The following is a 24270-nucleotide window of genomic DNA, read 5'->3' as shown; positions in this document are numbered from 1 at the left end:
CGGTCACCGAAAACCCGGAACACACGGCAAACGCGAACCCAAACCAGCACCATGACTGTCAACGATGTCCCGAGACATCAACCTGTCAGCGATGTCCCGAAACAGAACAGAGCGCTCACCGCTCCTGAACGTGCACAAGTCGCCGGGAAAGTCAGCGAACCGCGACGACGACCTTGCCCTTCGCCGAGCGGTCCTCCAGCGCGGCGATCGCATCGGCGGCGCGCTCGATTGGGAACACCTGAGGTTGCGGCGCCGACACCTTGCCCGAGGCCAGCAGCGGCTCCAGCTCGGCCCACTGCTCGGCAAGATAGTTCGGATGGGTGAACGTCCATGCGCCCCAGCCCACGCCGACCGCGTCAACGTTGTTGAGCAGCAACCGGTTCACCTTCACAGTTGGGATCTCGCCACCGGTGAAGCCGATCACGAGCAGCCGTCCGCCCGGGGCCAGCGAGCGCAGCGAGTCGGTGAAGCGGTCGCCGCCGACCGGGTCGACGACGATGTCTACGCCGCGGCCGTCGGTCAACCCCTTCACGGCGTCCTTGAAACCGTCCGCCAGCACTACATCGGTCGCCCCGGCGGCCCTGGCCACCTCGGCTTTGTCCTCCGTGCTCACCACCGCGATCACCCGTGATGCCCCCCACGCCGGCGCCAACCGCAGGGTCGACGTGCCGATGCCGCCGGCCGCCCCGTGCACGAGCACCGCTTCGCCCTCGGCCAACCGGCCCCGTGTCCGCAGCGCGTGGTGCATGGTCAGGTCGTTGAACAGCAGACCGGCGCCGGCCTCGAACGAGACGTTGTCGGGCAGCTTGAAGACGCGTTCGGCGGGCAGCGCGACGACTTCGGCCATCGCGCCGCACAGCATCGTCAGCGCGGCGACGCGGTCACCCGCACGGACGTGCGAGCCGTCCGGTGCGCTGCGCACCACGCCCGCGACCTCGCCGCCAGGCGTATACGGCAGCTCCGGCTTGTACTGATAGAGCCCGCGTGACTGCAGCACGTCGGGAAACGCGACGCCGGCCGCGTGCACTTCGATGACGACCGCGCCATCACCGTCCGGTTCCTCGACGTCGACGAGCTTCGCCGCCGAAGGTCCGTCGAGGCTGGCTATTTGAATCGCACGCATGGCGCTTATTTAACATCCTCGAATGCCTGATATCCGCGCCGCGGTCACGCCTGTACTGCACACTGTTAGATAAGCTCACTTATGCGGCAACGTTGCCGAGGTCGAACGGAGCGAAGATGAGTGGTGGTCCACGCGGCCGGTCGAAGGCCCCCGCCTTTGCCCCCGCCCAGTCGCTGCCCGAAAGCCGCGCCGTCGCGGTGCGTTCCAAGGACGGCATCCGCCTGCACGCCGAGGTCTTCGGGCCCGAGGACGGCTATCCGATCGTGCTGGCGCACGGAATCACGTGCGCGATCCGGGTGTGGGCGCATCAGATCACCGATCTGTCGCGCGACTATCGCGTCATCGCGTTCGACCACCGTGGCCACGGTCGCAGCGCGGTGCCGGCCCGTCGTCGCGCGTACAGCCTCGATCATCTGGCGGCCGACCTCGATTCGGTGCTCGACGCGACGCTCGCACCGGGTGAGCGGGCGGTCATCGCCGGCCATTCGATGGGCGGCATCGCGATCACGTCGTGGGCGGAGCGGTACGCCGAGCGGGTGACCGAACGCGCGGACGCCGTCGCGCTCATCAACACCACGACCGGCGACCTGTTGCGCAACGTCCAGCTGCTGCCCGTGCCGGCGCGACTGGCCGGCGTGCGCGTGCTCACCGCCGGGGCGTTCCTGAAGACCTTCGGCGCGATGCCGCTGCCACGCGCCGCCGCCGGCCCGAACCAGCGCTTCCTGTCGATGCTCGCGGTGGGCCGCGACGCCGACCCCGCCATCGCCGCGTTCGTCCATGAGTTGTTCCTTGCGACTGCGCCCGCCGGCCGCGGCGGCTGGGCCCATACGCTGGTCGACCACCTCGGTCCGCGACACATCGGGCTCGCCAACCTCGTGGTGCCGACCCTGGTGATCGGCAGTGAGAAGGACCGGCTGCTGCCGATCGCGTCGGCGCGCCGGATCGCCCGTGAGGCACCCAATCTGACCCAGTTCGTCGAACTGTCCGGTGGACATTGCGCAATCCTGGAACGCCCGGACGAGGTGAACAAGCACTTGCGGCTGCTGATCGACTCGGTGACCTCCGAGGGCCGCATAAGCTCCTGATTCGGCCCACCGGCCTAACCGGTCAGTGCGCGATGCACCTCGTCTGCGGCGCGCCGGCCAGAGCGCACCGCGCCGTCGAGGAAGCCGGTCCAGGTGTCGGCGGTTTCCGTACCGGCCCAATAGATCCCGTCGACGGGCTTGCGCAACCACGGTCCGTATGCGGTCCAGGAGCCGGGCGGCACGGCGGCAGTGGGCCCGCCCGGCGCGAACTGTTCTGCGCCCCAACAGTGGTCGAGGTAGTCGATCGGTGCCAACGCGGCGTCACCGAACAACGTCGCGAAGCCCGACAGCGCGCGTTCGCGGCGCCGCGCCGGTGGCAGTGAGTCGAATGAGCGGGCGTCGGTGAACCCGAGCAGGACGCCGGGGCCCTCGTCTCCTGGGCTCACGTCGAACGTGATGAACACCGGCCCTTCGTCGGAAAGCGCCTCGCCGGACAGGCCTTTCGCGCGCCAGAACGGCGTCTCGTATGCGGCGTAGGCCTTGCTGAGATTGCCCTGCGGCCAGTGCTGCGCGAGCTTGCCGTACTCGGCGGGCAGCTCGGGCAGGAACGCGATCGCGTTGCGGTGTTGGGGCGGTATTGCGACGACGACGGCCTTGGCGCGCACGGGCCCGCGATCGGAGGTCACGGTGAGTGTGCCGTCGTTGTGGCGTTCGATGCTGCGCACCGCGGCATCGAGCACGACGCGCGGGCCTAATTCTCTGGCTATCCGTGCCGCGATCTGTTGTGTGCCATCGGGAAAGCGGCTCTGTTGGGCGCCACCTTCGACGTCGAGCATGCGGTCCAAGCCGCCGGCCGCCTTGACGTAGCGCACCGCGTGCAGCATCGACACCGCATCGGGTTCGCACCCCCAGGTGACCCTCGACATGATCGCCATCAGATCCCGTGTTCCCGCGCTCGCGTGTACGGACTTCAGCCAGCCGTCGAGCGTTTGGGAGTCCAGGCTGTCGGCGATGGTGGCCTCCCACGGCTTGTCGACCGGCACCTTGCGACAGACACGTTCGAAGCGCCACTGGATCCGCGACACGTCGAGCAGTTCGATGATCGACAGCCGTGGGATGGTGCTGCGATAGGACCGGACCTTGCCCCGCCAGCGGATCAGGTTCTTGCCCTGGCAGTACGTCGGGACGGTTCGGCAGCCGAGCTCGGCCGCCAATTCGCCGACGGCGTCCTGAGTCGGCCCGACGAACGTGCCGCCGAGGTCGACGGGGACACCCGCGATCGTCGCCGTCGACGACCGCCCGCCCACCCGGTCGCGGCCCTCGAGCACCACGACGTCGTGGCCCAGGCGCACCAACGCCCGCGCCGCCGACAGCCCGGCGAACCCGGCGCCCACCACGACCACATCGGTGTCGGCCGGGACGGAGGAATTAGGCACGCGATTAGGCTCTCACGCCGTGAAGGTCATGACAGCGTTGTTCGGTCCAACCGATGCGATCGAACGGGCGCAGCTGCTGCGCGACGCGGGCGCCAGCGGAGTGTTCACCTTCGAAGGACCGCACGACGTTTTCTCGCCGCTGACGCTCGCGTCCACCGTCGACGGCCTCGACCTGATGACCAACGTGGCCATCGCGTTTCCGCGCAACCCGATTCAGCTTGCCCATCAGGCCTACGACCTCCAGCTGCTCGCCAAGGGTCGCTTCACGTTGGGCCTCGGCACGCAGGTGCGCGCGCAGATCGAAAAACGTTACGGCGCGGCATTCGACCGTCCGGTCGAGCGGATGAAGGAGATGGTCGGCGCGCTGCGCGCGGTGTTCGCGGCCTGGGAGACCGGCGAACGCCTCGATTTCCGCGGTGAGTACTTCCGGCACACGCTGATGACCCCGACATTCAACCCCGGGCCGAACCCCTACGGAATGCCGCCGATCTATCTCGGTGCGCTGGGCCCGCGGTTGACCCGCGCCACCGCCGAGGTCGCCGACGGGCTGTTGGTGATGCCGTTCGGGTCCAAACGGTTCCTGCACGAGGTGACGATGCCGGCTGTGCGCAACGGGTTGGCGCAGGCGGGCAGGTCCCTCGACGACTTCGCGGTGGTGCCCGAGATCATCGTGTCCGTGGGCAGCGACGAGACGGCGCACGCGGCCGCGCGCCGGCTGCTGGCCTTCTACGGCTCCACGCCCGCCTACCGCCCGGTGCTCGACGTGCACGGCTGGGGTGAGCTGCAGCCGGAGCTCAACGCGTTGTCCAAGCAGGGTCGCTGGCAGGAGATGGGCACGCTGATCGACGACAAGATACTGCGCACCATCGCCGCGTGCGGCAGTCCGGCCGAGGTGGCCGCCCACATCCGTGACCGCGTCGGGGGGGTGTCCGACCGGATCTGCCTCTACCAGCCCGGCCCCATCGCCGCCGACGCGTTGGCCGAGATCGTCGACGCGCTGGCCGCCTGACTCCTATCGTGGTACTCAGCGGAACCAAAGGAGTTTGCGGATGGACAACCGGGTGCAGTACGCCGACGTACTGATCATCGGCGCGGGCATTTCGGGGATCGGCGCCGCCTATCGCCTGCAGGAGAAGAACCCGAACCTGAGCTACCTGGTCCTCGAGCGCCGAGCACGCATCGGCGGCACCTGGGACCTGCACCGCTATCCGGGCATCCGGTCCGACAGCGACATCTTCACGCTGAGTTATCCCTTCGAACCGTGGACGCGCCCGGAGAACGTGGCCGACGGCCCCGACATCCGCGAATACCTGGCCCAGACCGCCCGCAAGCACGGCATCGACAAGCACATCCGGTTCAACGCCCATGTGTTGTCCGTGGATTGGGACTCGACGACCGACACCTGGACGGTGCAGACCGAGCAGGACGGGACGCCGACGACGTACCGCGGCCGCTTCCTGTTCTTCGGCACCGGCTATTACAACTACGACGAGCCCTACCGCCCGGATTTCCCCGGCCTCGACGAGTTCAGCGGCGAGGTGGTGCACCCGCAGCACTGGCCGGAGTCGCTCGACTACGCCGGCAAGCGCATCGTCGTGATCGGCAGCGGCGCAACGGCGGTCAGCATGATCCCGTCGCTGACCGAGACGGCCGGGCACGTGACGATGCTGCAGCGGTCGCCGACGTACATGCTCTCGGGGCCGAGAGTCAATCCCGTCGTGCAGGCGATTCGCGCAGTGCTGCCGGGACGGGCCGGGTACTGGGGCGCCCGCATCTACAACACGATCTTCACCGTGTTCATCTACGCGTTCGCCCGCGCGGCACCCAAGCTCAGCAGGCGCTTCATCCGCCGGAACGCCAAACGCAATCTGCCGGAGGGCTATCCGGTCGACGTCCATTTCAACCCGCGTTACGACCCGTGGGATCAACGGTTGTGCGCGATGCTCGACAACGACTTCTACGAGGCGATCAACACCGGCCGCCTGGACGTGGTCACCGACCACATCGACCACATCGACGCGTCCGGCATCGTGTTGAGTTCCGGGCAGCGGATCGACGCCGACGTGATCATCACCGCCACGGGGATACAACTGCAGGCGCTCGGCGGTGTCCATGTCAGCATCGACGGCGCCGAGATCAAACCGCAGGATCGCTTCGTCTACAAGGAGCACATGCTCGAGGACGTGCCGAATCTGGCCTGGTGTGTCGGCTACATCAACGCCTCATGGACCCTGCGAGCGGATCTGACCGCCCGCGCTTTCGCACGGTTGGTGTCCTACATGGACTCTCACGGGTACACGCACGCCTATCCGCATCTCGGCGACAAGCCGATGCCGGAGAAGCCGGCGTGGAACATCAACGCCGGCTACGTACAACGCGCCCTGCACGCGTTGCCGAAATCCGGAACGCACCGGCCGTGGAACGTTCGGCACAACTATGTGCTCGACGCGATCGACCACCGATTCGACCGGATCGAGGAGTCGATGGTGTTCGGCCGGGCGCCGGTCCCGGCCGCGCCAGTCGCCTGATAAGCACGGACTTTCCTGGCGCGAGCAGCCGCAAAGTGCCCTGATTTCACGGCATTTCGGGTCACTTTGCGTCTGCTCGCGGCCTCTGGTCAGGGACGCGGACGACGACTCCGGACGACAGCAGCTGTGAAGCGGTCAGCCCGAACGTCGACTTGAACCGGTCCGACAGATGCGACGGGCTGGCGAAGCCGGTGCACATCGCCGCTTCGGTCAGGCTCATGCCGTCGGCAATGGCGTTGCCCGCCTCCATCAAACGCGTCCACAGCCGGTAGCGACGCACGGTGGTGCCCAACTCGTCGCGGAACAGGTGTAGGAACCGTGACTCCGACAGGCCCACCTCGGCGGCCAATGCCCGCGATGGAATCGACGCAGTGGGGTCAGCGCGAATTCGATTGACAGCGTTCATGACCCGCGGATCGATGCGCCTGTCCGCAGCGGGTGCGGCCAGCGCCAGCCAGTGCGACGCCTCGGCATCGTCAGTGGGCGTGAACTGCAGCCGGTCCTCGTCGACGTGACCGCTGCCGAGTGCGCCATGCCATTCGCCGATCTTGGCGCGGCAGCTTTCGGCGCGGCTGGTCGTCGGCTCGAGGTAGCACGAGACCAGACCCTCGCCGTGACAGATCAACTGGTGAGTCAGCCGCGGCGGGATCAGGACACTGCGCCCGTCGACCCGGTCCGCGTCGGGGATCGCGACGGTGAGCGGGCCACCGATACCGACCGCCAGGCACCACACCGACCCGGAATGCGGCGCGAGCTTGAGGCTCGGGCCGGCGTACAACGCTTGGCCGGGCCACAGCCACACCGACGGACAGCAGGTTTGTGGAAGCGCGTCAGCCACGCGTGCGGTCATGCTGGACTCCTGATCGATCGACAGGAGGCTACCTTGGCATCCGCAGTGGTGGCAGTGATCGCCGTGTTCTTCGCGGGTATGGGCGTTTATGCGCTGGCCGCCCCGGACGCGCTCGTCCGGCCGTTCGGCACCACGCTCGGCGGCGCCGCATCGCGATCCGAAGTGCGCGCCGTCTACGGTGGCTTCGGCTTGGCCATGGCCGGCGTGCTGGCGTACGCGGCCCTCGAGGGCGGCGCTCTGCGGACGGGCGTGCTGCTCACGGTCGCCGCCGCGTTGGCCGGAATGGCGTTCGGTCGTGTGGTGTCGGCCGTCATCGATCAGCGAACGTCGTTCTATCCGAACTGGTTCTACCTCGTGGTGGAGGCGATCGCGGCGGCAGCGCTATGGGTGGTTTCGGCGCGCTAGCCATCGCGCAGCGATCAGCAGCGCACCGAAACCGCTCAGTCGGCGACGGTGAGCCAGTCCTTGAATCCCGACGGGTCGTGCCGGCCGAGCGCACCGTGCTCGAACAAACCCCACCCTTCGGCGGACCGACCGCCCTCCCGGCACACCGCGCGACCGACATGGTCGATGACCCCGAACATGGCGCGGCCGTTGACCGCCGGATCGGTCATGTCGTAGGTGAGGCGTTCGGTGAACTTGTCGCCCTTCCACATGCCGTGTAGCCAGTCCGAGTCGCCGCCGTACCCGCCGCCGATGTGGATCGGGACCGGTAGCTTCGACTCGACCTCGAACACCACGGGCGAGCCGTCCGGTGTGGTCGCTTCGATGGTGGCGCTGTGGGGGATTCGCGTGCCCGGGGTGTAGTGGATCTTCACCCGCGGCCAGCCGAGCTGTTCGACGCGGCCGTCGCGCCAGATTCGCGTGCAGTCGTTGAGGCTGCGGAATCCGTTCGGCTCCTCCTGGATGATCAACACGATCCCGAAGTCGTCGAACGCCATCGGCACGTACAGCCACCACATGCCCTCGAACGGCGGATGCGCCGGCCTGCCGGCGGGTTCGGGTTCGCCGATCGGTCGGATGCCCCACGACCGGTCGCGGCTGCCGATCCACACCGACGGGTCGACGGCAATCTCCTCGCCGTCGACCGCGATGACGCCGCTCCACGATCCGACCTGTGCGAAACGCTGTGCGTCCAACGTGATCCGGGTGCCGGTGCGCAACACGTGGCGCTGTTCCTGCACCGCGTCGAAGAGGCCGTCCCAGGTGAGGTCGACCGCGATGCCCTCGGTCTCCTCACAGACGATCCGCAGCTTGTGCAGCGGTTCGTTCACCTCGACGCGGTAGCCGAGCACGTGCTGGTTGAGCCGGTCGGAGTCGATGCCGTCGGACAGGTGCACCGCGGTCTGCTCGTCGCCCCGCCGTATGAGGACGAATGCGTCCTTGACACCCAGGTTGGGGTAGTAGCCGATACCGGTGATCAGAAAGATGTCGCCGGTGCGGTCATGGGCGTTGAAGTAGGAGCGGTCGTAGAAGTTGCGGTCCGACGACCCGGGCCAGGCAATCGGTTGCGGAATCTGGTGGATGGGGAATTCGTCGGTGGGCCCGAGCATCAGGCATCCTCTCCGATCAGTCGTTTGAGCAGTGAGCCGTGGTAGAACAGCGATTCGACGTCGTCGGGCCGTTCGATCTCGCCGAAACGCACCCGTCGTGCGCTGGTGCGCATGAAGACGCACGCCCAGATCACGCCGGAGTAGACGTAGAACCAGTGCAGGTCGCCGAGTTCGACGCCGGTCAACGCGGCGTAGGTGGACTTGACGTCGTCCTCGCGCATGAAGTCGGGTAGCCCGGGCAGTCCCGCGAGCCCGGCCAACTCCTGGAAGACGTTGTGCGCGAAGATCATCCATGCCGCATCCATCTCGCGCGGCCCGAGTGTGGCCATCTCCCAGTCGAGTACGGCCACCGGCCGGTAATCCGAGTACAGGACGTTGCCGACGCGGGAGTCGCCCCACACCAGGACCGGGTCGCTCGCCGCGACGTCGGCCGGCCAGTTCGCCTCCAGCCATTCGAGGGCACGCTCGATCAGCGACGAGCGCCCGATGTCCGGTACGGCGAACTGGTACCAGGCCTTGAGCCAGTTCAGGTTGCGCCGCAACGCATTGCGGTCGCTTCCGTCGTCGAGGAACCCGAAGGTCGTCTCCGGTTGTGGAATGGAGTGCAGTTTGGCGATCACGCCGACGGTGTGGTCCTGTAGTTCCCGCCGCCGTTCGGCCGGCGAGTCGGCGAACCAGTTCCCTCCGAACGTGTACGGCATGACGTCGGGCGGGACCCGGCCGTCGACATAGTCCATCAGGAAGAACGGCGTACCGAGCACCTCGCCGCTGTTCTCCAGCCACCGCACCTGCGGCACCGGAACATCGGTCTTCTCCTGCACCAACCTGATCACGTCGAACTGGTGGTCCATCCGGTAGGACGAGAACACCGGGACGTCCTCGGCCGTGGGCGCCACCCGAGCCACCCATTTCTGTTCCTGCGCCTGACCGTCGGCGGTCCAGCGTCCGGTCAGGATGATCGTTTCCGACGACATCCCGTTGGCGTCGACGCCGCTTTCCACGGTGATCTCCGGTGCCACCCCGCCGGGCAGCACCGTCGAGAGCCACCGCGACATCACACCGGGGAGGGTGCTCAGATCGCGACTCGAATGCTCGAGGCGGTTGATGTCCTCGACAGCCGGTTCACTAGCCACAAGTTCTTCCTTCGACCGAGAATTACGATACGGTGGGTAGCGATATGAAATCAGACGCGTCACCGGTTGACAAGACCTCGGGCGCCGGGCGGCCCAGGGATCCGCGCATTGACGCTGCCATACTGCGCGCCACCGCGGATCTGCTTGCCGAAATCGGCTATTCGAACCTCACGATCGCCGCGGTGGCCGAACGGGCAGGCACCACCAAGACGGCCTTGTATCGCCGGTGGTCCAGCAAGGCCGAACTCGTTCACGAGGCCGCCTTTCCGGCCGCGCCGACCGCGATCGAGACGCCGCCGGGTGACATCGCCGCCGACATCCGCGCGATGCTCGCGGCCGCCCGCGACGTGTTCTCCAGCCCCGTGGTGCGCGCGGCGTTGCCCGGGTTGATCTCCGACATGGCCGCCGACGCCGATCTCAACGCCCGGGTGATGGACCGGTTCACCGGGGTGTTCGTGGCGGTGCGCAACCGGTTGACCGACGCGGTGCAGCGACGCGAGGTTCATCCCGATGTCGACCCCGACCGGCTGGTGGAGGTCATCGGCGGCGCGACCTTGCTGCGGATGCTGTTGCGGCCCGGCGAGCCGCTCGGCGACGACTGGGTCGAGCAGACCGCCGCAATTGTGATCCACGGTGTGGTGACATGACAGACGTGCCCGACGCGTTTCCGACCGACTGGCGCACCGCGCTCGTGCTGGTCCCGCATCCCGACGACCCCGAGTACGGGTGCGCCGCGGCAGTGGCGAACTGGACCGCCGCGGGCAAGACCGTCCACTACGCCTTCGCCAGCCGCGGCGAAGCCGGCATCGCCGGAATGGCGCCCGAACAGGCCGGTCAGCTGCGCGAGCGGGAGCAGCTGCGATCGGCGGCCATCGTCGGTGTCCACAACGTCCGGTTCTGGGCCTTTCCCGACAGCGAGATCCGCAACACGGCCGAGCTTCGCGCGAAGATCATCGAGACGATCACCGAGCTCGACCCCGACGTCGTCATCAGCATCTACGGCGGTCCCGAGTGGGCGCCGGACGCGCCCAACCAACGCGACCACATCGAGTTCGCCACCGCGGTCCTCGACGCGTATGACAGCCTGCCCGAGCCGCCGCGCAGGCTGTTCCAGAACGGCCCCGGGGGCACCCACGTCGAGGCCGTCGACGACGGTTGCTTCGAGCGTGCGGTCGCGTCGCTCGCCGAGCACAAGGTCTATCTGTCGGTGCTCGACCCGCATACGCCTGTCGCAGCGCAGGCCCGCAAGCAGGTGGAGATGTCGACGCCGCCGCGCCGGGAGTTCGGCGGGCGCCGCACGGTCGAGTTCGTCCTGATGCGTCAGCGCTAGCGCGAGCTCTCAGCGGTCGATCTGGCGCTTGTTGCGCTCCGTCACCGCACGGAACTGGTCACCCAGCCCAGCCGAGAAGCCGGGGAAATCGCGATGCTGTGCGAACGCGATTGCCTCCTCGGCGGCCAACGCCGGATCGATCACCGCGGCCGCACCGGTCGTGTAGATCTCCTTCAGGCCCAGCATGACCGGTCCGGGCACCTCGGCGATCTGCTTGGCCAGTTCGATCGCGCGGTCGAGCAACCGGTCATGCGCGACGACCTCGGTCACCAGCCCGATGCGCTCGGCGCGGGCCGCGTCGACCACCTCGCCGGTCATCGACAGCCGGCGGGCCATCGCGAGCCCGACCACCTGGGGGAGGCGGGCGGTCATGCCGCCGCCGGGCAGAATGCCGACCCGGGCGTGGGTGTCGGCGAACACGGCCCGTTCGGAGGCGACGAGGAAATCGCAGCCGAGCGCCATCTCGAGGCCTCCCGTGAACGTCGCCCCGTTGATCGCCCCGATGATCGGGGTACGCATGTTGCCGGTCGCGGCGATGCAGCTCTGCGAGCGGAACTCCTCGAAATAGCTCAGGCCGTCGCGTTGCGCCTCCTTGAGGTCCACGCCGGCGCAGAACGCCGGGTCTGTCCCGGTGAGCACCACGGCGCTGACGGACGCATCGGCGTCGGCCTCGGTCAGCGCGGCGTACGCGGCCTTGATCAGGCCGCGACTCAACGCGTTTCGCGCCTCGGGCCGGTTGAGTGTCAGGACCCGCACCGGGCCGTGGTCGACGACGAGGACGAGGGCATCGGTCATAAGCCGAATCTAGCGTTCGGCAGCCTGAGCGACTATATTCAATTACGACACGGACTCGTAAAGGAAATATGGCGATGAATGATCTCGATGTCCTCGTGGTCGGGGCGGGGCCCACGGGTTTGGCCGTGGCCTGCGGCCTGCTGATGCAAGGTGTCCGCGTTCAGGTGATCGACAAGGCGGTCGCGCCGGCGACCACGTCGCGGGCGAACTTCCTGCACGCGCGTGGGTCCGAAGTACTGGACCGCCTCGGCGCACTCGGCGATCTGCCCGATCGGTCAGTGCGGGCGATGAGCATCCTGACGTATCTCGGTGACAAGCCGATCATGCGAATCCGGTTCGGTGACCCCGGCATGCACACCGCGGCACCGCCGATGGTGATCTCGCAGGCCGCCGTCGAGGGCGCGCTGCGTGACCGGCTCGCTGCACTCGGCGGCGAAATTCACTGGGACACAACTCTCGTCGGCGTGCACCAGGAGTCGGATGCGGTCACGGCGGTCACTGACGACGGGAACGCGATCGAGGCCCGCTGGTTGATCGGCTGCGACGGCGCGGCCAGCGTCGCGCGGAGTGCAGCCGACATCGACTTCCCCGGAGTCCGGCTCACCGAACGTTTCCTACTCGCCGACCTGCGCATCGGTTGGGACCTCGACCGCTCGGGCACCACCGGTTGGATACACCAGGACGGGATGATCGGAGCGATGCCGATGCCCGACGGGCTGTGGCGCATCATCGCCTACGACCCGGATGCGCCAACGCAAAAACCCAGCCAGCAAGAGATTCTCGCGCGGTTGGAGCGCATCATTCCCGAGCGCACCGGCCGCCGAGCTCCTATAGAACACGCCGAGTGGTTGTCGATGTTCAGCGTGCATCGCCGGCTGGCAGCGACATACCGGCGTGGTCGGGTGCTGATCGCCGGCGACGCCGCGCACACTCACGCCCCTTTCGGCGGTCAGGGGATGTTGACCGGTCTCGGCGACGCCGAGAATCTCGCATTCAAGCTCGCGCTCGTCACGGCCGGCCGCGCCGACGAGAAGCTGCTGAACACGTACGAAGCCGAACGTCGTCCACTAGCCACCGAAGTGTTGCGAGGCACCAGTGCGGTGACGAAAGTGAATGTGGCGCAGAGCATGATCGGGCGCTTCATCCGCGACCGCGTCGTGGTGCCGGTGATGAACCTGCCCGCTGTGCAACGTTGGGTGACGTACCGGACGTCGCAGTTGTGGGTGACCTACCGTCACGGACCGTTGGCGCGCCGATCGCTGCCGTCGCGCGGACCACGACCAGGCGACCGGGTACCCGGGCTGTCTGGCGCCGAATTGAACGGGCGGTGGGGACTTCTGGGATCCGATGACGACCTCGCAAAGATCGCGATCGAACACCTCGGTGCTGACCGTGTTTCGGTGATCGATCGACGCATCGACGGTGACGCGATGCTCGTTCGCCCGGACGGCCACCTCGCGTGGCGCGGGCGCCGACAGGAGGCATTGCGCCAGTGGCTGTCTCGTGCGCTCACGACGGGAACCGTGCGGTGACTGCGCCGAGCCGCGGCCGGCCGCGAAGCCAGGAGCTCGACACCGCGATCATGCGGGCGGCACTCGAATTGTTCATCGAACACGGAATCGCCGGTATGAGCATCGAGCAGGTGGCCAAACGTGCCGGCGTCGGCAAGCCGACCATCTACCGGCGATGGTCAGGTAAGGAACCACTTGTCGCCGACGCGATCGAGGCACTCGTGAGCGCCGATGTGCAATGGCCGACCCGCGAGGAGATCGCGGCGACATCGCCTCATGTCTTCGTCCGACGCAACATCGCCGGAGCGGCGCGGACCGCGACCGATCCCCGGTTCCGGGCCCTGGCGGCGCAGATCTACGGCTCTGCCGTGACGCACCCGCAATTGATGCAGACGTATTGGGACCGCTACATCCTGCCCCGCCGCACCCTCACCATCGCCATGCTCGAACGCGCTCAGCGAGACGGCGCGGTTCCCGAGGACGCCGATCTCGACGTTCTCGTCGACATGCTGGCCGGCGCCGTGACATACCGGGTATTGCAACCCAATCCGCCGACCGAGAGGCAGATGCGACGCTACCTGGAGACCGCCTACCGTCAGGTCGGGCTGCTCCCGGCCACCTAACGCAGGAACTGGTTCGCGTTGTTCGCCAGATCCAGCAGTGGTTGCGGCAGCGCGCCGAGCGCGAACGTCACCGCGGCCGTGGCGGTGACCACCGTGGTGCTCAACAGGCTCGGTACCACCACCGTCGGCGCGTCATCGGGTGGCTCGGTGAAGAACATCAACACGATGACCCGCACATAGAAGTATGCGGCGATCGCGCTCGCGACGACGCCGATGACCACCAATGCGATCGCACCGCCCTCGCCCGCGGCTTTGAAGACCGCGAACTTGCTGACGAAGCCGCTGGTCAGCGGAATGCCCGCGAACGCGAGCAAGAACAGCGAAAACACAATGCCGACAATGGGATACCGCCGGCCCAGACCGGCCCACCGGGCCATCGCGGTGTCCTCCTCGCCGGCCGCATCGCGCACCAGGCCGACGACCGCGAACGCCCCGACGGTGCTGAACCCGTACGCGAAAAGATAGAACAGCGTCGAGGACAGACCGGCCTCGTTCCCGCCGATCAACCCGGTGAGCATGAAACCGGTATGCGACACCGCGGAATAGGCGAGCATCCGCTTGACGTCCGCCTGGGTCACCGCGGCCACGGTGGCGATCACCATCGTGAGGATGGCGACCGCCCACAGCACCGGACGCCAGTCGTCGCGAAGTCCGGGCAGCGCGACGTAGAACACCCGCAGCATCGCGCCGAACGCGGCGATCTTCGTCGCAGCCGCCATGAACGCCGTGATCGGGGTAGGTGCTCCTTGATACACGTCGGGGATCCAGGAGTGGAACGGTACCGCGCCGACCTTGAACAGCACACCGACCAGCAGCAGGCCGGTGCCGATCAGCGCCAGCGACGTCTTACCCGACCCCGCGGCGACGGCCTCGGCGATGCCGTCCAGGTTCAGCGTCCCCGCATACCCGTACAGCATCGCGACGCCGTAGAGAAAGAACGCCGACGAGAAGGCGCCCAGCAGAAAGTATTTCATCGCCGCTTCCTGCGACAGCAGGCGACGCTTGCGCGCCAGCCCGCATAGCAGGTACAAGGGCAACGACAGCACTTCGAGCGCGATGAACATCGTCAAGAGGTCGTCGGCGGCGGGGAACAACAACATGCCGCCGACCGCGAACATCGTCAGCGGGAAGACCTCGGTCTGGATGACGCCGGCCTTGGTCGCCAATTGCTCGGCGACGCTGCCGGGCACCGCGGAGGCTTGGGGCGTGAACCCGTCCAGGCCGCGAATGCCGTTGTCGGCGTCGATGTTCGCGCCGACCTGCCGTTCAGCGATCAGCAGAACGCCCAGCACGCCGACGAGCAGGATCGTGCCCTGCAGGAACAGCGCAGGAGCATCGACGACGACCGCGCCCATCACCGCCGAACGACCGACGCTGCCGTGCAGGTCGCGCGCGAGCACCACCACGGCCACCAGGGCCGCCGCCAGACCGGCGAAGCAGAGCACCAGTTGGCTGGCGTAGCGGCGTTGCCGCGGCAGGAACGCTTCGACGAGAACCCCGGCGATCGCGACCCCTAAGATGATCAACATCGGGCACAGCAGGCCGTATTCGACGGTCGGCGGGGTGAGGGTCATGGTGTCGGCCCTTCCGCGAGTCTGGGTGCAGGGTCAGGCTGGTCGATCGTGGTCAAGGTGTGGTCGACCGCGGGATTGATGACATCGAGCGCGGGTTTCGGATACACCCCCAACACGAGCAGCAGGGCGATCAGCGGCGCGACGACGACGAGCTCGCGCGGCACCAGGTCGCGCACCCGAGCGTTGCCGTCGGTGACGGGCCCCGTCATCATCCGCTGGTACATCCACAGGATGTAGATGGCCGACAGCACAAGTGCGGTCGAGGCGAATACCGCGAGCGCCGGGAAGCGGGTGAACGTGCCGATGAGCACCAGGAATTCGCTGATGAACGGTGCCAGGCCCGGAAGCGACAGCGTCGCCAGTCCGGCGACGAGGAAGGTGCCCGCCAGCACCGGCGCCACCTTCTGCACGCCGCCGTAGGCGTTGATCAGACGGGTGCCCCTGCGCGACACCAGGAATCCGGCGATGAGGAACAGTGCGGCCGTCGACAGGCCGTGGTTGACCATGTACAGCGTCGAGCCCGACTGCCCCTGGCTGGTCATCACGAAGATGCCCAGGATGATGAACCCGAAGTGGGAGATCGATGTGTAGGCGATCAGCCGCATCACATCGGTCTGCCCGATCGCAAGGATCGCGCCGTAGACGATTCCGATCACCGCCAGTGTCACCACCAGCGGCTGGAAATACATTGACGCGTCCGGGAACAACTGCAGGCAGTAGCGCAGCATCCCGAACGTGCCGACCTTGTCCATGACCGCCATCATCAGCACCGCGCTGGCCGGTGTCGCCTCGACCGCGGCGTCGGGCAGCCAGCGGTGGAACGGCCACAGCGGCGCCTTGACCGCGAACGCGAACATGAAGCCGAGGAACAGCATGTTCATCACGGCGGGGTTGACGACGAACTCGCCGCTGGATACCGCGGTCACGATCTCGCGGAAGTCGAATGTGCCGGCAGCGAAGGCGTCGCTCGAGCCGGTCACCACGTACAGCCCGATCACCGCGGCCAGCATGATCAAACCGCCGAACAGGTTGTACAGCAGGAACTTCACCGCAGCTTTGGAACGATTCTCACCACCGAACCCACCGATGAGGAAGTACATCGGGATCAGCATCGCCTCGAAGAACACGTAGAACAGCAGGATGTCGAGCGAGACCAGCGACATCAGGACCATGCCCTCGACGGCCAGGGTCAGCGCGAGGTAGGTCTGGACCGACCGTCCGCGCAGGCCGGTGCGGGCGTCAGCGTCGTTCCATCCGGCGATGATCAGCAGCGGCACCAGCACGGCGGTGAGCACCACGATCGCCATCGCAATACCGTCGACGCCGAGGATGTAGCCGGTGCCGAAAGACGGTATCCACCGGTGCGATTCGACGAACTGATACTGCTCGCCGCCGGGCTCGAACCGCACCGCGAGCAGTGCGGTGATCGCCAACACCGCAATCGAGACGGCCAACGCGAACCATTTGGCCAGCACCCGCTGCGCGGCCGGCACCAGGATCACCAGCGCAGCCCCGACGGTCGGCGTCGCCCATAGCACGGTCAGCCAAGGAAAGTTGTTCACCACAGCTGCACCGCCAGCATCGCCGCGACCATCAGAACCGCACCTCCGAGCATCGAGAGCGCATAGGAGCGGGCGTAACCGGTCTGCAACCGCCGCAACCTGTCCGACACGCGGCTGACCAGACCGGCGAGCCCGCTGGCGGCGCCGTCGACCGCCTCGTCGTCGATTTCGACGAGCCCGCGGGTCAGCACCTGACCGGGCCGCATCAGCATCTGTTCGTTGAATGCGTCGCCGTACAGGTCTCTTCGGGCCGCGACGGTGAGCGCTGATCCGGCCGGGACTTGTTCGGGCACAGGCTTGCGGGCGTACATCCGGTAGGCGATGGCGATGCCCACCGCCACCACCGCCAGGATCACCGTCGTCACCACCCACACCGGCGCGACGTGGTGCACCTCATGCGCACCGACCACCGGCTCGAGCCAATGCTCGAGGGTGCCGCCGATCGCGAAGGCCGCGCCGGAGCCGACGGACCCGATGGCCAGCAGGATCATCGGCCATGTCATCACCGCCGGGGCCTCGTGCGGATGCGCCACAAGCTGATTCCCCGTCGTCCCCTGCCCTTCGGGCGTGGGCCCATCGCTCGCCTCGGAGGCCCAACGCTTTTCCCCGAAGAACGTCATCAGCATCACCCTGGTCATGTAGAACGCGGTGATGCCGGCGCCCAGGATCGCCGCGCCGCCGAGGATGAATCCTTTGACGCCGCCGGCGCCGAGCGCCGCTTCGATGATTCCGTCCTTGGAGAAGAAGCCGGCCAGCGGCGGCACTCCGATGATCGCGAGGTAGCCGAGGCCGAACGTGGCGAAGGTGATCGGCAGCGCCTTGCGCAGGCCGCCGTAGCGGCGCATGTCGACCTCGTCGTTCATCGCGTGCATCACCGACCCGGCGCCCAGGAACAGCCCAGCCTTGAAGAAGCCGTGGGTCAGCAGGTGCATGATCGCGAATGCGTAGCCGATCGGGCCGAGCCCCGCGGCCAGCACCATGTAACCGATCTGCGACATCGTCGACGCCGCAAGGGCTTTCTTGATGTCGTCTTTCGCGCAACCGATGATCGCGCCGAACAGCAGGGTGACCGCTCCGACGATCACGACACCCAACTGGGCGTTCGGCGCGAGGTCGAACACCGGCCCGGAGCGCACGATCAGGTAGACGCCCGCGGTCACCATGGTGGCGGCGTGGATGAGCGCCGACACCGGCGTCGGGCCCTCCATGGCGTCGCCCAGCCAGGACTGCAGCGGCACCTGCGCCGACTTCCCGCACGCGGCCAGCAACAGCAGCAGCCCGATCGCGGTGAGCACACCTTCGCCGGCTGCGGGGGCGGCAGCGAACACGCCCGCGTATGAGATCGACCCGATGTAGGCGAACATCACCATCATCGCGATGGCCAGGCCCATGTCGCCGACGCGGTTGACGACGAACGCCTTCTTGGCCGCCGTGGCCGCCGACGGTTTATGAGCCCAGAAGCCGATCAGCAGATAGGACGCCAAACCGACGCCCTCCCAGCCGATGTAGAGCCCGAGGTAGTTGTCGGCGAGCACCAGCAGCAGCATCGCCGACAGGAACAGGTTGAGGTACCCGAAGAAGCGACGCCGCCCGGGATCGTCGGCCATGTACCCGATCGAGTAGATGTGGATGAGCGAGCCGACACCGGTGATCAGCAGCACGAAACACATCGACAGCTGGTCGAGTTGCATGCCGAAGTCGACCTGCAGCCCGCCGACCGGCACCCAGGAGAACAGCGTCTGGTGAACCGTGCGGTGCTCGGCGTCGCGGCCCAGCATGTCGGTGAACAACACGACGCCGACAATGAAGGAGGCGAGCGCTGCGGCACAGCCCAGCAGGTGGCCCCAGGCGTCGGTCCGGCGCCCGCCCAGCAGCAGGATCGCCGCCCCGGCCAGCGGCAGCGCGATGGTCAGCCAAACAGGAATCGTCATCGCCCCTCTAGTGTTTCAGCAGGCTGGCCTCGTCGACCGAAGCCGACTGGCGGGCACGGAAGATGGTCATGATGATCGCGAGCCCGATCACCACCTCACAGGCGGCGACCACCATGGTGAAGAACGCCACGACCTGGCCGTCCAAGTGGCCGTGCATCCGGGAAAACGAGACGAACGCCAGATTCGCCGCGTTGAGCATCAACTCCACGCACATGAACATCACGATGGCGTTGCGGCGCAGCAGCACTCCGGCCGCGCCGATTGTGAACAACAGCGCCGACAGGTAGAGGTAGTTGTCCGGATTCATCGGTCGTCCCCTTTGCCGTTCGTCGCCACCACCGTCCGCTTCTGCAGAATGGGGCTGACGGACAGGTCTGAGCCGGACCCGTCGGGCAGTCGGGCAGCGATGTCGACGGCGTTGTTGCGAGCGAACACACCGGGATTGGGCAACGTCGTCGGATATCCGCCGGGCCGGAACCGCTCTTCGGCGAGTTCACGCTGGGTCTTGCGACGCTCGAAGCGTTCCCGGTGCGCGAGCACCATCGCGCCGAGCGCGGCGGTGATCAGCAGCGCGCTGGTCAACTCGAAAGCCCACAGATGGCGGACGAAGATCAGCGCGGCCAGCCCTTCCACGTTGCCGCCCGCGTTGGCTTGCGCGAGGCCGGTGAACCCGCCGGCCGAGACGTTGCCGATGCCGCCGATCAGCAGGATGCCGAAACCGACGCCGACGACGGTCGCGGCAATCCGTTGCCCCCGAATCGCTTCCACCAACGACTCGGAGGAATCGACGCCGATGAGCATCAGCACGAACAGGAACAGCATCATCACCGCGCCGGTGTACACCACCACCTGCACGACACCGAGAAACAGTGCGCCCTGGGCGATGTAGAACACCGCCAGCACGATCATCGTCGTGGCCAGGAACATCGCCGAATACACCGCTTTCGGCGCCGAAATCACCCCGAGCGCACCGAGCACCGCGATCGCGCCCAGCACCCAGAACAGCACGGCCTCGGTGGTCGTGGTGTGTCCGGGATTGTCGGCGGCCACGGCCGCGATCAGGTCCAGCCTCATCGCACGTCCTCGGTGATCTTCTCCGCCTCCTGCGTGACGGGTTCGACGTTGCCCAGGTAGTAGTCCTCATCGGTGCTGCCGGGCGCCATCGGATGCGGCGGCGGCAGCATGCCCGGTTGCAACGGCGCCAGCAGCTTGTCCTTGCCCCAGATGAGGTCGGCGCGGTTGTCGTCGGCCATCTCGTAGTCGTTGGTCATCGTCAGCGCGCGGGTGGGACAGGCCTCGATGCACAAGCCGCAGCCGATGCAGCGAAGGTAGTTGATCTGGTAGACGCGGCCGTAACGCTCGCCCGGGGAATAGCGGTCGTCTTCGGTGTTGTCGGCGCCCTCGACGTAGATGGCGTCGGCGGGGCAGGCCCAGGCGCACAGTTCGCAGCCGATGCACTTCTCCAGCCCGTCGGGGTACCGGTTCAGTTGGTGGCGGCCGTGATAACGCTTCGCGACGGGGCCCGGCTTCTCCGGATACTCCTCGGTGATGGGCTTTTTGAACATGGTGCCGAACGTGACCGCGAAACCCGCGATCGCGTCGAAGAACTTAGGCATGTGTCTTCTCCTCTGGAGCAAGCTCCTTGGTTGCGGTCGGCTTCTCGGTGACCGGCAGCGGCGGTGTGGGGAAGACTTCCGGATCCAGCTTCTGTGCTGGGATCGCTCGGACGTTTCTGCGGCGCGCCGAGCGCCACACCGCGGCGACGATCAGCAGCGCCACGATGGTGCCGAGAGACGCCAACGTCGTCGTCACCTGGCTGAAGCCTTCGTTACGCAGCGCGCGCGCCGTGGCGACGATCATGATCCACGCCAACGAGAACGGGATCAGTGCCTTCCACCCGAGGGCCATGAACTGGTCGTAGCGCATCCGGGGCAGCGTGGCGCGTAGCCAGAAGAACAGGAACATGAACGCCCACACCTTGGCGACGAACCAGAGCAGCGGCCACCAGCCGGTGTTGGCGCCGTCCCACATGTTGATCGGCCACGGGGCGTGCCAGCCGCCGAGGAACATCGTGGTCGCCAACGCCGACACGGTCGTCATGTTCACGTACTCGGCGAGCATGAACATCGCGAATTTTATCGAGGAGTACTCGGTGTGGAACCCGCCGACGAGTTCGCCCTCGGCTTCCGGCAGATCGAAAGGCGCACGGTTGGTTTCGCCGACCATCGAGGTGATGTAGACCAGGAACGACGGCAGCAGCAGGAAGATGAACCAGGTGCCGTCCTGGGCGGCGACGATGCCGGAGGTCGACATCGTGCCGGCGTAGATGAACACGGCGACGAACGACAACGCCATCGCGATCTCGTACGAGATCACCTGTGCGCTCGAGCGGATCCCGCCGAGCAGCGGGTACGTCGACCCCGACGCCCACCCGGCCAACACGATCCCGTACACGCCGATCGACGTCGCCGCGAGGATGTACAGCACCGCGACGGGCATGTCGGTCAGCTGTAATGCCGTGCGGTGACCGAAGATCGAAACCTCGCCGCCCATCGGGATGACCGCGAACGCGATGAACGCGGGAACGGCCGAGATCACCGGCGCCGCCAGGTAGACGAACTTGTCGACCCCGACGGGAATCAAGCCTTCCTTGAGCGCCAGCTTGACGCCGTCCACCAGCGATTGCAGTAGGCCTCTGGGCCCGACGCGGTTGGGCCCGTACCGCATCTGCATGCGCCCCAGCAGTTTGCGCTCGATCAGGATCGCCGCGAGGACCGACAGCATCAGGAATGCGAAGATCGCGACCGACTTACCGATGATCAGCCACCACGGGTCGTGTCCGAACAGCGTCGGATCGGGATGGATCACGGCTCGGCCCGCCCGATCGACACGACGTCTCCGGTCGAGACGCCCAGGCTCTGGTGCACGGCCGAACCGGGGGAGTTCAGCGGTAGCCAGAGCACCCGGTCATCCATGTCGGTGATGGCCAACGGCAGTGTGATCGAGCCGCGCGGTGTCCTTGCGGTGACCAGATCGCCTTCTGCCGCACCGATTTCGGCGGCGGTCGCCGCAGAGAGTCGCGCGACGGGCGGGCGTGCCGTGCCTGCCAGGTGTGGCTCACCGTCCTGCAGGCGGCCTTCGTCGAGCAGCATCCGCCAACCGGCGAGCACGGCCTGGCCGGCGGCCGGTGCAGCCGGCTTCGACGGCGGAAGGTCCGGTGGGACCGGTCGTCGACCCGCCCACAGCCCCAGGCGCGACATCTCGTCGCCGGCCGCCGACGCGTTCGGCAGGTTCAGCGCCACTCCGATCTCGTCGGCCAGGAAGTTCAGCACCCGAAGATCCGGGATCGCGTTCGTCTTGAGCGACGGCTGGAACGGGCGAAGGCGGCCTTCCCAGTTCAGGAACGAGCCGGCCTTTTCCACCACCGGTGCGATGGGGAAGACGACGTCGGCGACCGCGGTGACCGCGCTCTCCCGAAGCTCGAGGCTGACGACGAACGGCGCGGACTCGATCGCCGCCAGCGCGGCCTGCGGGTCCGGCAGGTCGGCGAGTTCCACGCCACCGATGAGCAGGGCGCCCAGTTCGCCGCTGCGGGCGGCCTCCAGGATCGCGCTGGTGTCTCGGCCCGGTGTGCTCGGCAAGTCGCCGACATGCCACGCGGCCGCCGTCTGCTCGCGCGCCGCGCTGTCGGTGACCGGTCGGCCGCCGGGCAGCAGGTTCGGCAACGCGCCGGCCTCGGTCGCGCCCCGCTCACCGGCGCGTCGCGGCACCCACGCCAGCCGGGCGCCGGTCGCCGCCGCCAATCTGCCTGCCGCAGACAGCGCCCCGGGCGAGTTGGCCAACCGCTCGCCGAGCAGGATGACCGCACCGGGCAGCCTCAACTGCGGGTCGTCGGTCAGTCCGTCGAGGGCATCGGCCTCGCCGCCGGGTGCCGCTGCGGCCAGTCGACCGCGCAGCTTTGTCAGGCTCCGGGTGGCGAACGGTGCCACGGAGATCACCTGCAGCGCCTTCTTGCGCACAGCCTTGCGCAGCCGCAGGAACACGATCGGCGATTCCTCTTCCGGCTCGAACCCGGCCAGCAGGACAGCGGGCGCGTTCTCGAGGTCGGTGTAGGTGACCGTCATCGGTTGCCCCGCGACGTGGGCGGCGAGGAAGTCCGCTTCCTCGGAACTGTGCGACCGGGCGCGGAAGTCGACGTCGTTGGTGCTCAGCACGATCCGCGCGAATTTCGAATAGGCGTAAGCGTCCTCGACGGTCACCCGGCCGCCGACCAGTACACCGGCGCTCCCGGTTGCCGCGGCCAAGCCCGCACCAGCCACCGCGAGCGCCTCGGACCAGGATGCGGGCCGTAGCTTGCCGTCCTCGTCGCGGATCAGCGGGGTGGTGATGCGGTCGCCCTGGGTGGTATAGGTGAACGCCCAACGGCCCTTGTCGCAGTTCCACTCCTCGTTCACCTGAGGTTCGTCACCGGCCAAGCGGCGCATCACCTTTCCGCGGCGGTGGTCGGTGCGCTGGGCACATCCCGACGCGCAGTGCTCACACACGCTGGGACTCGACACCAGGTCGAACGGCCGGGCCCGGAACCGGTAGGCCGCTCCGGTCAGCGCGCCGACCGGACAGATCTGCACGGTGTTGCCGGAAAAGTACGACTGGAACGGCTCACCGGGCGCGATGCCGACCTGCTGCAGTGCGCCGCGTTCCAGCAGATCGATGAACGGGTCGCCGGCGATCTGTTCGGAGAACCGGGTGCAGCGGGCGCACAGCACGCACCGCTCGCGATCCAGCAGCACTTGCGAGGAGATGTTGATCGGCTTGGGGAAGGTGCGCTTGACGTCTTCGAAGCGAGTCTCCGCGCGGCCGTTGGACATTGCCTGGTTCTGCAGCGGACACTCGCCGCCCTTGTCGCACACCGGGCAGTCCAGCGGATGGTTGATCAGCAGCAACTCCATGACACCCTGTTGCGCCTTGTCCGCGGCGGGGGAGGTGTACTGCGTGTGCACCACCATGTCGGGCGTGCACGTCGTGGTGCACGACGCCATCGGTTTGCGCTGGCCCTCCACCTCGACGAGGCACTGCCGGCAGGCGCCCACCGGATCGAGCAGTGGATGGTCACAGAACCGCGGGATCTGGATGCCGATCAGCTCGGCCGCGCGAATCACCAAAGTGCCCTTGGGCACACTGACGTCCACGCCGTCGATGGACAGCTGCACCATCTCCACCTCGGTGGCCGCGGTGCCGGTGTCGGCCGTCTGCGTCATCGAGCCACCCCCCTCCTCTGGCGAGCAGCCGCAAATTG

General features: G+C 67.3%; 22 protein-coding genes. 8 read left to right on the top strand and 14 right to left on the bottom strand.

Annotation, left to right across the window (positions count from 1 at the left end):
- Window positions 1-151 precede the first annotated feature (151 nt).
- Window positions 152-1123 (bottom strand): NADPH:quinone oxidoreductase family protein, encoded by a 972-nt coding sequence (locus tag AU187_RS21630; RefSeq protein ID WP_059101080.1) that lies wholly within the window; start codon window positions 1121-1123, stop codon window positions 152-154.
- Window positions 1124-1239: 116 nt separating this feature from the next.
- On the opposite strand from AU187_RS21630, the gene AU187_RS21625 reads away from it, so the two are divergent.
- Complete coding sequence (locus AU187_RS21625) at window positions 1240-2208, top strand: alpha/beta fold hydrolase (protein WP_059101079.1); 969 nt, start codon at window positions 1240-1242, stop codon at window positions 2206-2208.
- A 14-nt stretch (window positions 2209-2222) separates the two neighbouring features.
- Here AU187_RS21625 and AU187_RS21620 read toward each other — a convergent pair whose 3' ends face one another.
- Window positions 2223-3584 (bottom strand): flavin monoamine oxidase family protein, encoded by a 1362-nt coding sequence (locus AU187_RS21620; protein ID WP_059101078.1) that lies wholly within the window; start codon window positions 3582-3584, stop codon window positions 2223-2225.
- 19 nt (window positions 3585-3603) lie between these two features.
- On the opposite strand from AU187_RS21620, the gene AU187_RS21615 reads away from it, so the two are divergent.
- Both AU187_RS21615 and AU187_RS21610 read left to right on the top strand, forming a co-directional pair.
- Window positions 3604-4593 carry a TIGR03617 family F420-dependent LLM class oxidoreductase gene (locus AU187_RS21615; protein ID WP_059101077.1) on the top strand — a complete coding sequence of 330 codons (990 nt, stop codon included), beginning with the start codon at window positions 3604-3606 and terminating at the stop codon, window positions 4591-4593.
- A 40-nt stretch (window positions 4594-4633) separates the two neighbouring features.
- A complete protein-coding gene (locus tag AU187_RS21610) occupies window positions 4634-6112 on the top strand; it encodes a flavin-containing monooxygenase (protein ID WP_059101076.1) in 1479 nt (492 codons plus the stop codon).
- 61 nt (window positions 6113-6173) lie between these two features.
- Here AU187_RS21610 and AU187_RS21605 read toward each other — a convergent pair whose 3' ends face one another.
- Entirely contained in the window at window positions 6174-6962 is a 789-nt protein-coding gene (locus tag AU187_RS21605; RefSeq protein ID WP_059101075.1) for a helix-turn-helix transcriptional regulator, read from the bottom strand.
- 33 nt (window positions 6963-6995) lie between these two features.
- On the opposite strand from AU187_RS21605, the gene AU187_RS21600 reads away from it, so the two are divergent.
- A complete protein-coding gene (locus AU187_RS21600; protein ID WP_197413452.1) occupies window positions 6996-7367 on the top strand; it encodes a DUF4345 family protein in 372 nt (123 codons plus the stop codon).
- A 35-nt stretch (window positions 7368-7402) separates the two neighbouring features.
- Here AU187_RS21600 and AU187_RS21595 read toward each other — a convergent pair whose 3' ends face one another.
- Both AU187_RS21595 and AU187_RS21590 read right to left on the bottom strand, forming a co-directional pair.
- Entirely contained in the window at window positions 7403-8515 is a 1113-nt protein-coding gene (locus tag AU187_RS21595) for an Rv3169 family protein (protein ID WP_059101074.1), read from the bottom strand.
- Window positions 8515-9648 carry a phosphotransferase family protein gene (locus AU187_RS21590; protein ID WP_059101073.1) on the bottom strand — a complete coding sequence of 378 codons (1134 nt, stop codon included), beginning with the start codon at window positions 9646-9648 and terminating at the stop codon, window positions 8515-8517. Before AU187_RS21590 ends, AU187_RS21595 begins: the two co-directional genes overlap by 1 nt.
- Window positions 9649-9692: 44 nt before the next feature.
- Between AU187_RS21590 and AU187_RS21585 the strand changes: the two genes are divergently transcribed.
- On the top strand, window positions 9693-10295 hold the full coding sequence (locus AU187_RS21585) for a TetR/AcrR family transcriptional regulator C-terminal ligand-binding domain-containing protein (RefSeq protein ID WP_059101072.1): 603 nt from the start codon (window positions 9693-9695) through the stop codon (window positions 10293-10295).
- Window positions 10292-10978 carry a PIG-L deacetylase family protein gene (locus tag AU187_RS21580; RefSeq protein WP_059101071.1) on the top strand — a complete coding sequence of 229 codons (687 nt, stop codon included), beginning with the start codon at window positions 10292-10294 and terminating at the stop codon, window positions 10976-10978. Before AU187_RS21585 ends, AU187_RS21580 begins: the two co-directional genes overlap by 4 nt.
- A gap of 9 nt (window positions 10979-10987) precedes the next feature.
- Here AU187_RS21580 and AU187_RS21575 read toward each other — a convergent pair whose 3' ends face one another.
- Window positions 10988-11773: an enoyl-CoA hydratase gene (locus tag AU187_RS21575; RefSeq protein ID WP_059101070.1), complete on the bottom strand. Its 786-nt coding sequence runs from the start codon at window positions 11771-11773 to the stop codon at window positions 10988-10990.
- 74 nt (window positions 11774-11847) lie between these two features.
- Here AU187_RS21575 and AU187_RS21570 point away from each other — a divergent pair, with 74 nt between their 5' ends.
- A complete protein-coding gene (locus AU187_RS21570) occupies window positions 11848-13305 on the top strand; it encodes an FAD-dependent monooxygenase (RefSeq protein WP_156425547.1) in 1458 nt (485 codons plus the stop codon).
- On the top strand, window positions 13302-13907 hold the full coding sequence (locus AU187_RS21565) for a TetR/AcrR family transcriptional regulator (RefSeq protein WP_059101068.1): 606 nt from the start codon (window positions 13302-13304) through the stop codon (window positions 13905-13907). The genes AU187_RS21570 and AU187_RS21565 overlap by 4 nt, the downstream gene beginning before the upstream one ends.
- Here AU187_RS21565 and nuoN read toward each other — a convergent pair.
- From nuoN to AU187_RS21525, 8 genes are read right to left on the bottom strand one after another with little or no spacing between them, the layout of a single operon-like run.
- Complete coding sequence (gene nuoN, locus AU187_RS21560; protein ID WP_059101067.1) at window positions 13904-15481, bottom strand: NADH-quinone oxidoreductase subunit NuoN; 1578 nt, start codon at window positions 15479-15481, stop codon at window positions 13904-13906. The two genes, AU187_RS21565 and nuoN, sit on opposite strands and share 4 nt — an antisense overlap.
- Window positions 15478-17046 carry an NADH-quinone oxidoreductase subunit M gene (locus AU187_RS21555; RefSeq protein WP_059101066.1) on the bottom strand — a complete coding sequence of 523 codons (1569 nt, stop codon included), beginning with the start codon at window positions 17044-17046 and terminating at the stop codon, window positions 15478-15480. Before AU187_RS21555 ends, nuoN begins: the two co-directional genes overlap by 4 nt.
- Window positions 17040-18974: an NADH-quinone oxidoreductase subunit L gene (nuoL, locus tag AU187_RS21550; RefSeq protein WP_059101065.1), complete on the bottom strand. Its 1935-nt coding sequence runs from the start codon at window positions 18972-18974 to the stop codon at window positions 17040-17042. Before nuoL ends, AU187_RS21555 begins: the two co-directional genes overlap by 7 nt.
- Before the next feature lie 7 nt (window positions 18975-18981).
- Window positions 18982-19281, bottom strand: a complete 300-nt coding sequence (gene nuoK / locus AU187_RS21545; protein ID WP_059101064.1) for an NADH-quinone oxidoreductase subunit NuoK — start codon at window positions 19279-19281, stop codon at window positions 18982-18984.
- On the bottom strand, window positions 19278-20048 hold the full coding sequence (locus AU187_RS21540; protein WP_059101063.1) for an NADH-quinone oxidoreductase subunit J: 771 nt from the start codon (window positions 20046-20048) through the stop codon (window positions 19278-19280). Before AU187_RS21540 ends, nuoK begins: the two co-directional genes overlap by 4 nt.
- Window positions 20045-20590 (bottom strand): NADH-quinone oxidoreductase subunit NuoI, encoded by a 546-nt coding sequence (gene nuoI / locus AU187_RS21535; protein ID WP_059101062.1) that lies wholly within the window; start codon window positions 20588-20590, stop codon window positions 20045-20047. The genes AU187_RS21540 and nuoI overlap by 4 nt, the downstream gene beginning before the upstream one ends.
- Window positions 20583-21842: an NADH-quinone oxidoreductase subunit NuoH gene (gene nuoH / locus AU187_RS21530; RefSeq protein ID WP_059101061.1), complete on the bottom strand. Its 1260-nt coding sequence runs from the start codon at window positions 21840-21842 to the stop codon at window positions 20583-20585. Before nuoH ends, nuoI begins: the two co-directional genes overlap by 8 nt.
- Window positions 21839-24232 (bottom strand): NADH-quinone oxidoreductase subunit G, encoded by a 2394-nt coding sequence (locus tag AU187_RS21525; RefSeq protein WP_059101060.1) that lies wholly within the window; start codon window positions 24230-24232, stop codon window positions 21839-21841. Before AU187_RS21525 ends, nuoH begins: the two co-directional genes overlap by 4 nt.
- Between the last annotated feature and the right edge of the window lie 38 nt (window positions 24233-24270).

The sequence above is a fragment of the Mycobacterium sp. IS-1556 genome, from assembly GCF_001499985.1.
Lineage (GTDB): Bacteria > Actinomycetota > Actinomycetes > Mycobacteriales > Mycobacteriaceae > Mycobacterium.
The sequence above is the reverse complement of the archived record's forward strand: the minus strand, read 5'-3'. Positions and strand labels throughout refer to the sequence as shown.